The following is a 12,827-nucleotide window of genomic DNA, read 5'->3' on the forward strand; positions in this document are numbered from 1 at the left end:
AGGCTGCACAGCGCGCTCGGAAACCGCGCCGTGCTGGGGATATCAAGGGGTGACGGTCACGTAGATCTTCCGGACCGTTTCGATCGTCTTCCAGATTCCGACGAAGCCCGGTTTCATGACGAAGCTGTCGCCGGCTCTATAGACGACGGGCGCGCCGCCTTCCGGCGTCAATTCGACGACGCCGGAGAGAATATGGCAGAATTCGAAGGTTTCACCCTTGATCGAACGGCTGACACCGGGTGTGGCCTCCCATACGCCGGTGTGCACCGTCTCGTTGCGGGCAACGTCCTGCGCCCAGGTCTTGAGTTTCGGATCGCCCGAAATCAGCCGCTCGGCAGCGACAGTGTTTTCACGCGGCGCAAAGGAGGGGTTGGGATCAATTGTCTTGAGGAGGGACATTGGGTTCCTTTCGGGTTGGCGATCAGTAGCCGCGGCGTCGGTCGACGAGGCCAAACGGGTCCAAGCCCGCGCGGATTCGCTTGATATTGTCGATGACGGCGCGTGCTGCGCTATGGGGCTGAGTGACGCTTGCAACATGCGGCGTCAGAAGTATGCGGTCGTGGCTCCAGAATGGATGTCCGGCCGGCAGCGGTTCGGGATCGGTGACATCGATCACGGCGCCGGCAAGCCGACCGCTGTTGAGCGCATCCAGAAGGTCTTCCGAAATGAGCTGCGGTCCACGGCCGACATGCACGAGACCTGCGCCCCGCGGCAGTTTCTCGAAGAGATCGGCATTGAGAAAGCCACGGGTTTCGTCGGTCAGCGGCAGAAGGCAGATCAGGATATCGGTCGTGGAGAGCATGGCCTGGAGTCCTGCTTCGCCGGCAAAGCAGGCAACGCCTTCCAGTTCGTGTTGGCTGCGGCTCCAGCCGGAAAGCACAAAGCCGAACGGCTTCAATCTTTGGAGCACGGCCTGGCCAAGGCTCCCGAGCCCCAGCACACCGATGCGGCGTTCGGCCGCCTGAACCTGTGGCAAGGCATTCCAGACCTGACGGCGCTGCTGGCTGAGATAGGAGGGCAGATTGCGGTGGAGCGCGAGGACGCCAAGCGTCACATATTCCTGCATCATGCGGGTAATGCCGTCTTCGACCATCCGCACGACTTTTACGTGATCGGGGACATGGGCCGTATCGAACTGGTCGATACCGGCGCCGATTGAAAACAGAACTTCGAGATTGCGGTAGCGCGGCAAGTCGTCCGGAACCGTCCAGGTGATCAAATAGCGCACGGCGTCAGGGTCGACGGACGTCGGATCCATGGAGAAGGCGAGATCCGGCAGCTCGCGGGCGAAAGCTTCCTGGAAGATATGACCTCGACGGGCATCCGAATTGAAGAGGAACGTCATGGGCTTCTATCCTTCGGCTTTGTCCCATCACACCATGCAACGACGGCCGAGAGCCTCGATCATGGCCTGGCAGGAGGTGAGTTCGTGCGTGAGGATGAATTCGTTCGGTTTGTGCGCGCGAGCGATGTCGCCAGGACCGCAAATGATCGCCTCAAGGCCGGCGCGCTGGTAAAGTCCGGCTTCGGTGCCATAACTAACAGCTGCCAGCGGCTCTGTGCCTATCAGCTCCGTCAGCAGACCGGCAAGGGGAGCTGTCTGCGGAAGGGAAAGGGCAGGATAGGAACTCAACTCCTCCCATTGGATCTGAAAACCTCGACGCTCAAGTGCGGCAGCGGCCTCGTGCACCGGCAGGAGCAGTGCTGCCGGGTCTGCACCGGAAATTGCCCGCGCTTCGACTTCGAGCGTGCAGAGATCCGGAATGATATTGAGGGCTTGCCCGCCGTGAATGGTGCCGACCGAGATCGATGAATAAGGCGGCTCGAACTCCGCTTCGAATGGCCCCCGGGCAAGAGAATGCGCGGCCGAAACGGCGGCCTGCAAAACGTCTGCGGCGGCATGGATTGCGTTGAGACCGAGGTCGGGCCGCGAGGAGTGACCGGAGCGTCCTTTCAGGATGATGCGGGCGGCTGATTTCCCCTTGTGTGCGAGGATGGCCCGCATGTTGCTGGGTTCTCCGACGATGACGCCGAGCGGCGTCTCGCAAAGCTCCGGCAGGCGCGCAATGAGATGCGGTACGCCGCGGCAACCTGCTTCTTCGTCATAGGAAAAGGCTAGATGTATCGGCCGGAGGAGAGTGCTTGCCGCGAGCATCGGCACAGCCGCCAGAGATGCGGCCAGAAAGCCTTTCATGTCGCTGGTGCCGCGGCCATACAGTCTCTCTCCATCGGGCCGCAGCACGAAGGGGTTGCTCTCCCATCCCGCCTCGTTGGCCGGCACCACATCCATGTGACCGGAGAGGACATAACCCGGTTCGCCGCGGGGACCGATGGTGGCAAAAAGGTTCGACCGGTCACCCTCGGGGCCAGCGAGAATATCAACCGTGGCGCCGAAGGACTTCAGGTAGGTGCTGATCCACTGCACGATTTCAGCATTCGGCGTCCCGACGATGGAATCGAAGCCTACCAGTCTTGCCAGAATGTCCGCTGCCTGCATTGCTGTTGCCAATCTCCGATTGCCGTCCTCGCCCGTGCAAGGGAGGTTTCGATCAAAGGAAGGGTAAGCCTCCGCCAGAGGAATACCTGCCGAAAGCGCGGCGCATACGGTCAATTCTTGCGCCGGTGTTTGCATACGCAGTGAAATGTTTCGCGCGGTCTCGGCTAAGCTCGCCAAACATGATGCCGGCTTGCGCGAATAAGCAGCAGGAAGATCGAATGGCGGCTGGATTACGAATGGATACAAAAGTACCCGAAAAACTGCATGTCGATGCATTCGAACTGCGCTTTGCCGACATCTCAGAAGTCTCTCTGTCTCAACTTCAAGCTCTCTCGATGTCGGTCGGATGGCCGCATCGATCGCAGGACTGGCAGCATCTACGGGATGTCGGCCGCGGCTTCGTGGCGCTTGACGAAATCGGCAGGGTTTCGGGCTCGACCATGTGGTTTCCACACGGAGAGAATTTCGCCACGTTCGGCATGCTGATCACCGCGCCGCGTCTGCAGACGAATGGCACGGCCGAGTGGCTTGTCACCCGGATGCTGGCCGAATGTCATCAGGAACGATTAAGGCTCAACGCGACAAGAGCGGCACGCCGGATGTGCGCAACACTCGGGTTCATGCCGCAACAGACGGTCTTCCAGTGTCAGGGTGAGGTTCTATCCGTGCCCAAGATCGACAGTATCAAGCCGGGGCTTCAGCTGCGGCGGCTCGAGCGCGGCGATCTGGATGTGGTTGCGGCCCTGGACGAGCCCGCTTTCGGCGCTCCGCGCCACCAGCACCTTCAACGATTGTTTGAAAGCTCCATCTGCTATGGCCTTTATGACGGCGAAAAATTGATGGCTTATTCCATGCGCCGCCGCTTCGGCCGCGGTCATGTGGTTGGTCCCGTCGTTGCTTATTGCGAGGAAGATGCGATTTCCGTCGTTCATCCGCATGTCGTCGCGCATGTCGGCAGTTTTCTCCGGCTCGATACCCATTTCGGTACCGGCCCATTCGCCGGTTTCGTTCAGCAAAGCGGCATGTCCGTCTTCGATACGGTGACAACAATGGTTTCGTCTGAGAGGGCCGCTTATGGGAGCCCGAACACAGGTTCTCCGATCGTATTTGCCCTTGCGTCGCAGTCTTTCGGCTAACCGCAAAGGATCCCCTTAGTTATCAATAGCCCTGCCGGTGGACGATGCTCGCCGACCTCAGGCATATAACGCCGGGATCGAACTTATGAAGTCCATCGACCTCATGTATTTATGCGTTCGTTCCGGGCAGGCTGTAGGCCTGTTGGAAATAACGGCGGAAGGCAAGCATTGGCGGGCTGAATTCGACGTTGGCCCGCCAGGCCAGACCGACATCCATCGGCGGAACCGGATCCTGGATGTTCACGGTCTCGATGCGGCGCCCCTCGAGCGACCAGGGACGATGCACCATATCCGAGAGGATGGCGACGCCGAGCCCATTTGCCACCATCGACCTGACAGCCTCGATCGAACTGGTGCGCAGAAGCACCTTGGGCTGATAGGAGCTTTGGCTCCAGTATCGTAGGGAGGAATGGGCCGCTTCATCGACCGTCAGCATGATGTAGGGCTCTTCGGCGATCTCGCGCAGGCCGATGCCGGCGCGGCGCTGCAGGTCGTGACCCGCCGGAAGCCAGAGGCGTCTCACCGAGCTTAGAAGCGTTTCGGTCGCCAGCATCGGATTGAGGATGTTCGACGTCAGCAGCACCGAAATGTCGTAACGATTGCTGAGCAGACCCTCCTCGATCGATTCGCGATTGACCTCGTAGAGCTGGATTTTCAGTTTCGGATAGAGACGGCGGATGCGCTCGATGTGAAGCGGCAGGAAATAGCCGATGACGGTATAGGTGGCGGCAACGACAAGCTCTCCCTCGATATCGCTGCTGACGAGATTGAGATGGGTCGCCTCATCGACCTTGGCCAGAATTTCATAGGCGTGGGACAGGAATTGTCGTCCGGCCGTCGTCAGTTCCATGCCTTGCGGCGTGCGGTTGAACAGCGACACGCCCACCGTCAATTCGAGATCCTTGATCGCAGCGGTGACGGCAGATTGTGAGATCGACAGGTTTACGGCCGCATGCGAGATCTGCCCATATTCGGCCGTTGCGACGAAGTAGCGAAGCTGCCGTAGGCTCAGGCCCATGATGTCTCCCCCATCGATTTATCTGCAAATTGCTGTACTGAATCAGATTTACGAGACTTAAAACGTGCGGCTTTTCGATTTAAATTTGCGCACGATCTATATCATATTGATAAATTTATATAATTTCTGGCGCCATTTTAAGCTCTGATATCAATTTATCAGATAATGATGCTTTGAAAATTGTATTTTTCAAGAGGCGCCTTTCTCTCTAGCGTCCTCATACCGCTCCTGATCGGACCGCATATATCTGAGGAAATGCATGAAGGAAGCTGTCGATATTAATTGCGACATGGGGGAGGCCTTTGGCCGCTGGCGGATCGGCGACGCGCATGACGAGGAGCTTATCTCGCTCATCAGTTCGGCCAATATCGCGACCGGCTTTCATGCCGGCGATCCCAATCTGATGGATGAGACCGTGCGGATCGCCGCCGCCCACGGTGTCGGCGTCGGGGCTCATCCAGGCTACAACGATCTCCAGGGCTTCGGACGACGCAAGATCAACGGCACCAGCCGCGAGATCGTCAACGATCTGATCTATCAGGTCGGTGCGCTGCGGGAGTTCGCCAGACGCCATGGCGTGCCCGTCCAGCACGTGAAGCCGCATGGCGCCCTTTATATGGAACTGGCGGCGAACACGGATCTCTCGCAGATATTCATACAATATATGCGCACGGCAGCGCCAAACATGTTCGTCTTCTGCATGGACGGTTCGGCGACCTGCCTCGCCGCTGAAGAGGCCGGCCAGCCTGTTGTCCGCGAGTTCTACGCCGATCGCGACTACGGCGACGCGGGCTGGATCGTCTTTACCAGGGATGCGGGTCGCCCCGATCCCAAGGCAATTGCCCGCAAGGTCGTGAGAGCTTGCACCGAAGGCGTCGTGCGCACCGTCAACGGTGTTGATATTCCGATCGCCTTCGATTCCATCTGTTTCCATTCCGATACTTTGGGTGCGCTCGATATCGTGCGCCACATGCGCGAAGCGCTCATTGCCGAGGGTATCAGGATTGCACCCGTTTCGCAGATTTTGAACAGCGACGCAGCGCGGAGGTCCCATGAACAAGCTTGAGATCAGATCACCCCTTCCGGGAACTTTCTACAGAGCCTCTTCTCCGGATACACCGCCCTTCAAAGCCGAGGGCGATGCCGTTGCTGCGAGCGATACGATCGGGCTTATCGAAGTCATGAAAACCTTTCAGCAGATCTCGGCCGGGCTCGACGGCAAGAACATCACCTTCCTCGTCGACAATGAAGAGCCCGTCATGGCCGGCCAGGTCATCGCGGAGGTGGACCCATGACGATCCGCTCTGTGCTGGTCGCCAATCGCGGCGAGATCGCCGTCAGGATCATAAAGGCCGCTAAAGCGCTCGGCATCCGCACCGTGCAGGTTCATAGTGCCGCTGATGCCGACATGTTGGCGGTCAAACTGGCGGACGAGGCGATCAACATCGGCTCGCCGGCCCCTAAGAAATCCTATTTGAACATCGAAGCCATCGTCTCGGCGGCGCGGTCGGCGGGCGTGGATGCCGTTCATCCGGGCTATGGGTTCCTGTCCGAAAACGGAGATTTCGCCGATGCCGTCGAGGCGGCGGGCATGATCTTCATCGGGCCGAGCGGCGAGGCCATCCGGCTGCTCGGCGACAAGGTGGCAGCCCGCGAGATTGCGAAACGGGCCGGCGTCCCGACGGTGCCGGGAAGCGACGGCCGCGTGGCCGACATTGCGGCTGCCGAGGCGATTGCCGAACGCATCGGCTTTCCCGTCATGATCAAGGCGGCAGCCGGCGGCGGTGGACGTGGCATACGTATCGTGCAGTCGCTCGCCGAGCTCAGGGAGCAGTTTCCGCTTGCCTCTGCAGAGGCGGCGGCCGCTTTCGGCGATGGCGGCCTCTACATGGAGAAGGTCATCACCCGCGCCCGCCATATCGAGGTGCAGATTTTCGGCGACGGACGGAATTTCGTCCATTGTTTCGAACGTGAGTGCTCGCTGCAGCGGCGGCGTCAGAAGGTGTGGGAGGAAGCGCAGGCTTTTCTTCTTCCTGATGACATCAGGCAACGCCTTTGCGCCAGCGCCGTGGCCCTTGCCACCGAAGTCGGTTATCGCGGCGCGGGCACGGTCGAATATCTCTACGATGAGGATCGCAGGCAGTTCTATTTCATCGAGGTGAATACCCGCATCCAGGTCGAGCATCCGGTAACCGAAATGATTACCGGCATCGATCTGGTGCAGGAAATGTTCAAGGTGGCGAGTGGCGCTCCCTTGTCGCTGGCGCAGTCCGATATTCGGGCACGCGGTCACGCCATCGAATGCCGGATCAATGCCGAGGACCCGACCAAGGGCTTTCTGCCGGCGCCGGGAACCGTGACGCGGCTTTCCATTCCGGAAGGCGAGGGCATCCGTTTCGATACGATGCTCTATGCCGGCTATACCGTGCCACCTTTCTACGACTCTCTGCTCGGCAAGCTGATCGTTTGGGCAGACGATCGCGATGCTTGCCTCGACAGGCTGCTCGCCGCCCTTTCAAGTCTGACGATCGAAGGCTTGCCGACGACGATCCCTCTGCATCTTGCGCTCGCCCGCGACCCGTCGGTGCGCAAGGGCGCATTCCACACGCGTTTTCTCGAAACCTGGCTGGAGACCGATTTTTCAGCGGTTAACGGCGTATCGGCGGAGGTTGCCTGATGCCTGGTCGCTTTACGTTCGGAGGTGACGAGCATCTCTTCGTCGAATGCAGCGACGAGATGTCCCTCGAAGCCTTCTTCAAGAGCCTGTCGATGACCAAGGGGATACGCGAGAGCGCGATTAAGGGCGTGACCGAAATCTGCCCTGCCAACGCCTCCTTTCAGATCAAGTTCGATCCCGACATAATCAAGCCGAACGATCTCTTGCGCGAGGTCAAGGCGATCGAGGGCGCCGCCGAAAAGGCCGAGCCCGTCATTACCACCCGCATCGTCGAAATCCCTGTTTTCTACAATGATCCCTGGACACATGAGACGCTGATGCGCTTCCGCGAGCGGCATCAGGAGCCGACGGGGACCGATCTCGACTACGCTGCCAGGATCAATGGCTATGATACGGTCGAGGACTTCATTTCGGCTCATGCCGGCTCGCCCTGGTTCGTCTCGATGGTCGGCTTCGTTGCCGGCCTGCCGTTCATGTATCAGATGGTGGAGCGGCAGCGGCAGATCGAGGTGCCGAAATATCTGCGCCCGCGAACCGATACCCCGCGGCTGACTGTGGGCCACGGCGGCTGCTTCGGCTGCATCTATTCGGTGCGTGGGGCAGGCGGCTACCAGATGTTCGGCATCACGCCGATGCCGATCTTCGATCCCGCGCAATCGACGAGCTATCTCCGCGATTTCATGGTGTTCTTCCGTCCGGGCGACGTCGTGAAGTTCCGGCCGATCGATCGCGACGGCTACGACCAGGCGGTCGAGGATGTCGACAAGGGTCGCTTCGCTCCGCCGATCCGCGAGGTCAGTTTCGATCTCAGGCAATACCAGGCCGATATCGACGGCTACAACGCCAAGCTGGAGGGCGCGCTGCATGGCCATTAAGGTTCTTCATCACGGCCTTTCCACAACCGTTCAGGATCTCGGACGGCCCGGCTATTTCCATCTCGGCATTCCCATCGGCGGCGCTATGGATCGTTACGCCATGCGGGCGGCAAATCTTCTCGTCGGCAATGATGAGGGTGCGGCCGGGCTTGAGGCCGTCTTTATGGGTCCCAAGCTCGAATTTCTCGACGATGCGCTGATTGCCGTGACCGGCGCCGACATGCCCGTCAGGATCGGCGGCGAGCTCCAGCCGGGATGGACGGCGCTCAAGGTCAGGGCAGGGCAGACCGTAAGTTTCGACTTTCTGAAGTCCGGTGCGCGGATCTGCATCGCGGTATCGGGCGGCATCGATGTTCCCGAAGCGCTGGGTAGCCGATCGACCTATGTGATCGGCGCCCTCGGCGGTTTCAACGGCAGGCCGATCGCTGCCGGAGATGAGCTTCCCGTTGGTTTCGGCTCCCTGGATAGCGCGGGCAGATCCATTGCAGAGGAACTACGACGCAAGCCGGATACCCCGGCCGAGCTCCGGGTTTTGCCCGGGCTCTATTGGGACCGGTTGACCGAACAGACAAAGAGCAATTTCTTTGCCGACCAATGGAAGGTGGCGCCGGAGGCCGATCGCATGGGGTATCGCTTCCGCGGCGGCCGCAAGCTCGAATTCGTTGAGCGCAAGCAGCCCTTCGGTGCAGGCTCGGATCCGTCGAATATCGTCGACAGCTGCTATCCCTATGGCTCGATCCAAGTGCCGGGCGGAACCGAGCCGATCATCCTGCATCGCGATGCCGTCTCCGGCGGCGGTTATTTCATGCTGGGAACGGTGATCTCGGCCGACATGGATCTGATCGCCCAACTGCAGCCGCATACGCCGACGCAATTCGTGCAGGTCTCCATGGATCAGGCGCTGGCGGCGCGGGCGGACCGGCAGGCATTGCTTGCGCGCCTTCGCGCTGCTCTGGCGTAAGGGATCAAGCGGATGGCTGCCCCTTCGATGCCTCGTTTCCGGCACAGATGGAATAGGTCAGGGGTCGCCTGCATCTCACTCGAGAACGCGGGTCAGGTAGGCGGCCGTCACGCCGGGACCGGGGATGATCGCGACGATCTTCATTTGCGCGATCGTGCGATCGACCGAGGCTTCGAGATGGTTCTCCATCATCGCCGCCGCCGCCTTGACGGCGCCGCGCAGCAGCAGTTCCGCGATCAGGCGGAGCTCCGTAATGATGGCGGGGTCGCCGGGCAGACCGAGGCGCCGCAGCAATCGCTCCGTTGCCGTGACAGGCAGCAGGTTATTGCGGATGGATTCCTTCAGCCGCTCGTTCGGCGTCGCAAGGATGCAAATCTCGATGAAGTCCGCCTGGATCGCTTCGATCGTTGCAAGATGATCCGCCGGTTCGTGGCGCTCCAGCTCGGAGAGGCGCTGGAACAGATCGCCCAGTCGCTCCCGATCGACACGGTTGGCTCCGGCGACCAGTGCCTGCGGCTCCAACATGCCGCGCAGACCGTAATGATCCTTGATCATCTGTGCCGTCAGCGGGCCGGCGATCCAGTGGGACGATTGGTTTTTGCGCACGAGGCCACGCTCGCGCAGCCGCGTCAGCACATCGCGGACGACGGTGCGGCTGACGTTGAAGTGATCGGCAAGCTCGATCTCGATGATGCGGTACTGGCCGAAGACGACGCAGCCGGCGACGTCGGCCTCGACGGTATTGTAGATGCGCTCCCAGGAGGCGCGGCTCTGCAAAGCCTCGTCCGCATGGCGCGGAATGGTCAGGCCGAGGGTCTTGATATCGGTGCGCTTCGGCTCGATGCCCTGGCCGGCTGGACCGACGAGATAGCCGCGTCCGTTGAAGCGATGCACCAGTCCTTCGCTCTCCAGCGTCTGCAGCGCCCTTTGCACGGGCGCGCGCGAAATCTGCAGGATATCGGCGATTGGTCCTTCGAGCAGCACCACGCCCTGCGGCAGCGTGTGGTCCTCGATATTGCCACGCAGAACATCCTCGGCGATCTCGTAGCGCTTTTGTGCATTGGGGCGCGCACGGTTTTCGGTCATCTGATGCAATGGACTCACGTCGTTCTGATGCCTCACTCTTACGCGTTTTGTAACTCTAACATAGCGCAAAAATAAATGACTATTGAATACAAAATATATTTTCGACTCACAAATGCAGTGAATCTCTTTTCGCTGATTGTTGACGCCTAGCGCCCCGGTTGGCGCCTATTTGCTGAATGATATCGGGTGCGGCGCGTTACGCTGTGGCGGCCGCGATAGCTGTTTTGCCGCCAATTCTACGCGTAAGACAAGGATGCTCGCCGATATCGCTGCCTCCGCCAGTCGCCCCTCAATCATTTGTGACATCGGGTTCGGATTTTTCAGAAAAAGTCTATTGAATACAAAAATCATTTATGTAATGCTCCCAACATCAAGGCGCTCGTTAGAAGCGCCGCAGGTGGAACTCTTTGAAACGCCAAGGAACATCTCTTTGACGCGCATGTGATCATGCGCGAACGCAGGTCGACGTCTGAACGTCCGGATCGATGCGATCCAGGCGAAGGCGGAGCTCTGCCCGAAGGATGGTCCTTGCCTTGAAACTGGTGGGAATTCGGTGTCGACCGTTCTTCAGCTCAGCCAAGTCACCAAGTCCTATGGCGCGGCGCCCGCGTTGGACAGGATAGATTTCTCTCTGCCCGACAATGCCTATATCTCGCTGCTAGGCCCGAGCGGCTCGGGCAAGACGACGCTGCTGCGCGTCATCGCCGGCTTCGAGGAGCCGGATGCCGGCTCGATCCTCTTCCATGGCAAACGGCTTGATGGCGTCGAGCCGCATGATCGCGGCATCGGCTTCGTTTTTCAGAACTTCGCTCTGTTTCCGCATCTTTCCGTTGCCGAGAACGTTGCCTTCGGCCTGCGCAATCGCAAGGTCGATCCGGTGACGGATGCGCGCGTGCTGGCAAAGCGGGTTCAGGACATGCTGTCGCTGGTCGGCCTCAAGGGATTGGACGACCGCGCCGTCACGCAGATCTCGGGCGGACAGCGCCAACGCGTCGCTCTGGCACGCACATTGGTGACGGAGCCGAAGATGGTGCTGCTGGACGAGCCGCTCGGCGCGCTCGACGCCAATCTGCGCGGCCGTATGCGCAGCGAACTCAAGATCATCCGCGAACGCTGCGGCGTGACCTTCCTGCATGTCACCGGCAGCGAGAGCGAAGCCTTGGCGATGGGGGATCTGGTCCTCGTGCTCGATCGCGGCCGCATCGCGCAGGCGGCCGCCTCGGATGTGGTCTACAATAGCCCGGCAACGGCCTCGGTCGCCCGCTTTCTCAATTGCTACAACCTCTTTACCGGCGATATCGCCAACGATGCTTTCGTCGCACCGGCGGGCCGGTTTCCACTGAATGCATCGCGCAGGAAAGCCCTGCAACCGGCCTATGCGATCCGCTACGACCGTATTTCGATCCGCGCCCGCGATGCCGCGCTATCGAATGACGAGGTGCGCATCGAGGGTGATTTCATCGCCAGCGAATATTCCGGTGCGGCGGTCAATTCCTTCTTCGCGCTCGATGACGGGCAGGTCTTCGAGGTCGAATCCCATCTGAGCCATGCCCGCCCGCCGGCCTTTGTCGAAAAGGATCGCTATGCGCTCGTCTGGAAGAAGGAGGATGCCCTTGTCTTCGGCTGATGTGACTTTTTCCAACCCTTCCGCCGGCCCTTCCAAGGAGAGCGAGACATGACCATGGCTGCGACAAGCGAGGAAGCCGTGCAGCAAGGCGCAACCGTGCGCCGGAGATCGAGCAAGACATTCTGGCTTCTGGCGCCGGGCATGATCTGGATGATTGCCTTCCTCGTCCTGCCGATGCTGATGATGGTCTATGTTTCCTTCTGGACGCAGACGACCTTCAAGATCGAGCCGACGCTGACCTTGCAGAGCTGGGTCAGCTTCCTGACGAGCCCCACCTATCTCGGCGCGCTCTGGACGACGATCCGCATCTGGCTTCTGGTGCTGGTATCGACGCTCGTCGTCGGCTATCCGGCGGCGCTCTTCGTCGGGCTTCTCATCAAGAACAAGACGCTGCAGACCGTGTTGCTCGTGCTCTGCGTCATCCCGTTCTGGACCTCCTTCCTGATCCGTGTGCTCGCCTGGCGGCCGATGCTCGGCACCGAAGGCGCCATCAATATGATCCTGATGAAGCTCGGCATCGTGCAGCAGCCGATAGAGGTGCTGCTGTTTTCGGAACTGTCCGTCATCATCGGCATGACGCAGATCTACTGCGTCTTCATGGTCGGGCCGATCGCCTTCATGATGGGCCGCATCGACGCCTCGGTCATCGAGGCAGCGCAGGATCTCGGTGCCGGCTTCTGGCGCATCTTCCGCACCATCATACTGCCGTTGTCCATGCCGGGCGTGGTCGTCGGCGCGATCTTCGTCTCCGTCATGGTTCTCGGTGAGTTCGCAACGTCCGCTGCCCTGTCCGGCCGCAAGGTCAATCTGCTCGGCAACATCATCGTCACCCAGGTCGGCTCGCTGAAATGGGCCTTTGCCGCGGTCGCAGGCGTTGTCCTGACGATCGTCATGGGCGCTGTTGTCGCAGCCCTGCTCAAGGTCGTCGACCTCAGAAAGGAGCTCTGATC

The 12,827-nt window shown here is 60.2% G+C and carries 13 protein-coding genes; 8 read left to right on the plus strand and 5 right to left on the minus strand.

Annotated features, from left to right (window positions below):
• Window positions 1-42: 42 nt before the first annotated feature.
• Genes PH552_RS03050 through argE form a run of 3 tightly spaced genes read right to left on the minus strand, consistent with a single transcriptional unit; the run spans window position 43 to window position 2,497 of the window.
• Window positions 43-399, minus strand: coding sequence for a cupin domain-containing protein (locus PH552_RS03050; protein ID WP_069613469.1), 357 nt, complete (start codon window positions 397-399; stop codon window positions 43-45).
• A 22-nt stretch (window positions 400-421) separates the two neighbouring features.
• Entirely contained in the window at window positions 422-1,345 is a 924-nt protein-coding gene (locus PH552_RS03055; protein WP_113248776.1) for a 2-hydroxyacid dehydrogenase, read from the minus strand.
• Between the two features lie 27 nt (window positions 1,346-1,372).
• Window positions 1,373-2,497, minus strand: a complete 1,125-nt coding sequence (argE, locus tag PH552_RS03060) for an acetylornithine deacetylase (RefSeq protein WP_285165469.1) — start codon at window positions 2,495-2,497, stop codon at window positions 1,373-1,375.
• Between the two features lie 236 nt (window positions 2,498-2,733).
• Between argE and PH552_RS03065 the strand changes: the two genes are divergently transcribed.
• Window positions 2,734-3,633 (plus strand): GNAT family N-acetyltransferase, encoded by a 900-nt coding sequence (locus tag PH552_RS03065; RefSeq protein WP_169645254.1) that lies wholly within the window; start codon window positions 2,734-2,736, stop codon window positions 3,631-3,633.
• Window positions 3,634-3,742: 109 nt separating this feature from the next.
• On the opposite strand, the gene PH552_RS03070 is transcribed toward PH552_RS03065, so the two are convergent.
• On the minus strand, window positions 3,743-4,651 hold the full coding sequence (locus tag PH552_RS03070) for a LysR family transcriptional regulator (protein ID WP_113248778.1): 909 nt from the start codon (window positions 4,649-4,651) through the stop codon (window positions 3,743-3,745).
• Window positions 4,652-4,910: 259 nt separating this feature from the next.
• On the opposite strand from PH552_RS03070, the gene PH552_RS03075 reads away from it, so the two are divergent.
• The 5 genes from PH552_RS03075 to PH552_RS03095 are packed head-to-tail and all read left to right on the plus strand — an operon-like array spanning window position 4,911 to window position 9,164.
• Window positions 4,911-5,717, plus strand: a complete 807-nt coding sequence (locus PH552_RS03075) for a 5-oxoprolinase subunit PxpA (RefSeq protein WP_113248779.1) — start codon at window positions 4,911-4,913, stop codon at window positions 5,715-5,717.
• A complete protein-coding gene (locus PH552_RS03080; RefSeq protein WP_113248780.1) occupies window positions 5,704-5,946 on the plus strand; it encodes an acetyl-CoA carboxylase in 243 nt (80 codons plus the stop codon). The genes PH552_RS03075 and PH552_RS03080 overlap by 14 nt, the downstream gene beginning before the upstream one ends.
• Window positions 5,943-7,328, plus strand: coding sequence for an acetyl-CoA carboxylase biotin carboxylase subunit (locus PH552_RS03085; RefSeq protein WP_285165470.1), 1,386 nt, complete (start codon window positions 5,943-5,945; stop codon window positions 7,326-7,328). Before PH552_RS03080 ends, PH552_RS03085 begins: the two co-directional genes overlap by 4 nt.
• Window positions 7,328-8,203 (plus strand): 5-oxoprolinase subunit B family protein, encoded by an 876-nt coding sequence (locus PH552_RS03090; protein ID WP_113248782.1) that lies wholly within the window; start codon window positions 7,328-7,330, stop codon window positions 8,201-8,203. The genes PH552_RS03085 and PH552_RS03090 overlap by 1 nt, the downstream gene beginning before the upstream one ends.
• The gene (locus PH552_RS03095; protein WP_113248783.1) at window positions 8,193-9,164 is read left to right on the plus strand and encodes a 5-oxoprolinase subunit C family protein; all 972 of its coding nucleotides are present in this window, start codon (window positions 8,193-8,195) and stop codon (window positions 9,162-9,164) included. Before PH552_RS03090 ends, PH552_RS03095 begins: the two co-directional genes overlap by 11 nt.
• A gap of 75 nt (window positions 9,165-9,239) precedes the next feature.
• Here the strand turns inward: PH552_RS03095 and PH552_RS03100 are convergent, their stop codons facing one another.
• On the minus strand, window positions 9,240-10,250 hold the full coding sequence (locus PH552_RS03100) for a GntR family transcriptional regulator (RefSeq protein WP_113248784.1): 1,011 nt from the start codon (window positions 10,248-10,250) through the stop codon (window positions 9,240-9,242).
• Window positions 10,251-10,803: 553 nt separating this feature from the next.
• Here PH552_RS03100 and PH552_RS03105 point away from each other — a divergent pair.
• Both PH552_RS03105 and PH552_RS03110 read left to right on the plus strand, forming a co-directional pair.
• Entirely contained in the window at window positions 10,804-11,877 is a 1,074-nt protein-coding gene (locus tag PH552_RS03105; protein WP_113248785.1) for an ABC transporter ATP-binding protein, read from the plus strand.
• A gap of 48 nt (window positions 11,878-11,925) precedes the next feature.
• Window positions 11,926-12,825, plus strand: a complete 900-nt coding sequence (locus PH552_RS03110; protein ID WP_113248786.1) for an ABC transporter permease — start codon at window positions 11,926-11,928, stop codon at window positions 12,823-12,825.
• The last annotated feature ends 2 nt before the right edge of the window (window positions 12,826-12,827 follow it).

The organism is Rhizobium aureum, from assembly GCF_030182495.1.
GTDB lineage: Bacteria > Pseudomonadota > Alphaproteobacteria > Rhizobiales > Rhizobiaceae > Rhizobium > Rhizobium tropici_C.

Coding starts and splice junctions, on each gene's coding strand:
- PH552_RS03100 (WP_113248784.1), bottom strand. CDS start 10,250: ATGACCGAAAACCGTGCGCGCCCCAATGCACAAAAGCGCTACGAGATC.
- PH552_RS03085 (WP_285165470.1), top strand. CDS start 5,943: ATGACGATCCGCTCTGTGCTGGTCGCCAATCGCGGCGAGATCGCCGTC.
- PH552_RS03050 (WP_069613469.1), bottom strand. CDS start 399: ATGTCCCTCCTCAAGACAATTGATCCCAACCCCTCCTTTGCGCCGCGT.
- PH552_RS03090 (WP_113248782.1), top strand. CDS start 7,328: ATGCCTGGTCGCTTTACGTTCGGAGGTGACGAGCATCTCTTCGTCGAA.
- PH552_RS03080 (WP_113248780.1), top strand. CDS start 5,704: ATGAACAAGCTTGAGATCAGATCACCCCTTCCGGGAACTTTCTACAGA.
- PH552_RS03055 (WP_113248776.1), bottom strand. CDS start 1,345: ATGACGTTCCTCTTCAATTCGGATGCCCGTCGAGGTCATATCTTCCAG.
- PH552_RS03075 (WP_113248779.1), top strand. CDS start 4,911: ATGAAGGAAGCTGTCGATATTAATTGCGACATGGGGGAGGCCTTTGGC.
- argE (WP_285165469.1), bottom strand. CDS start 2,497: ATGCAGGCAGCGGACATTCTGGCAAGACTGGTAGGCTTCGATTCCATC.
- PH552_RS03095 (WP_113248783.1), top strand. CDS start 8,193: ATGGCCATTAAGGTTCTTCATCACGGCCTTTCCACAACCGTTCAGGAT.
- PH552_RS03065 (WP_169645254.1), top strand. CDS start 2,734: ATGGATACAAAAGTACCCGAAAAACTGCATGTCGATGCATTCGAACTG.
- PH552_RS03110 (WP_113248786.1), top strand. CDS start 11,926: ATGACCATGGCTGCGACAAGCGAGGAAGCCGTGCAGCAAGGCGCAACC.
- PH552_RS03070 (WP_113248778.1), bottom strand. CDS start 4,651: ATGGGCCTGAGCCTACGGCAGCTTCGCTACTTCGTCGCAACGGCCGAA.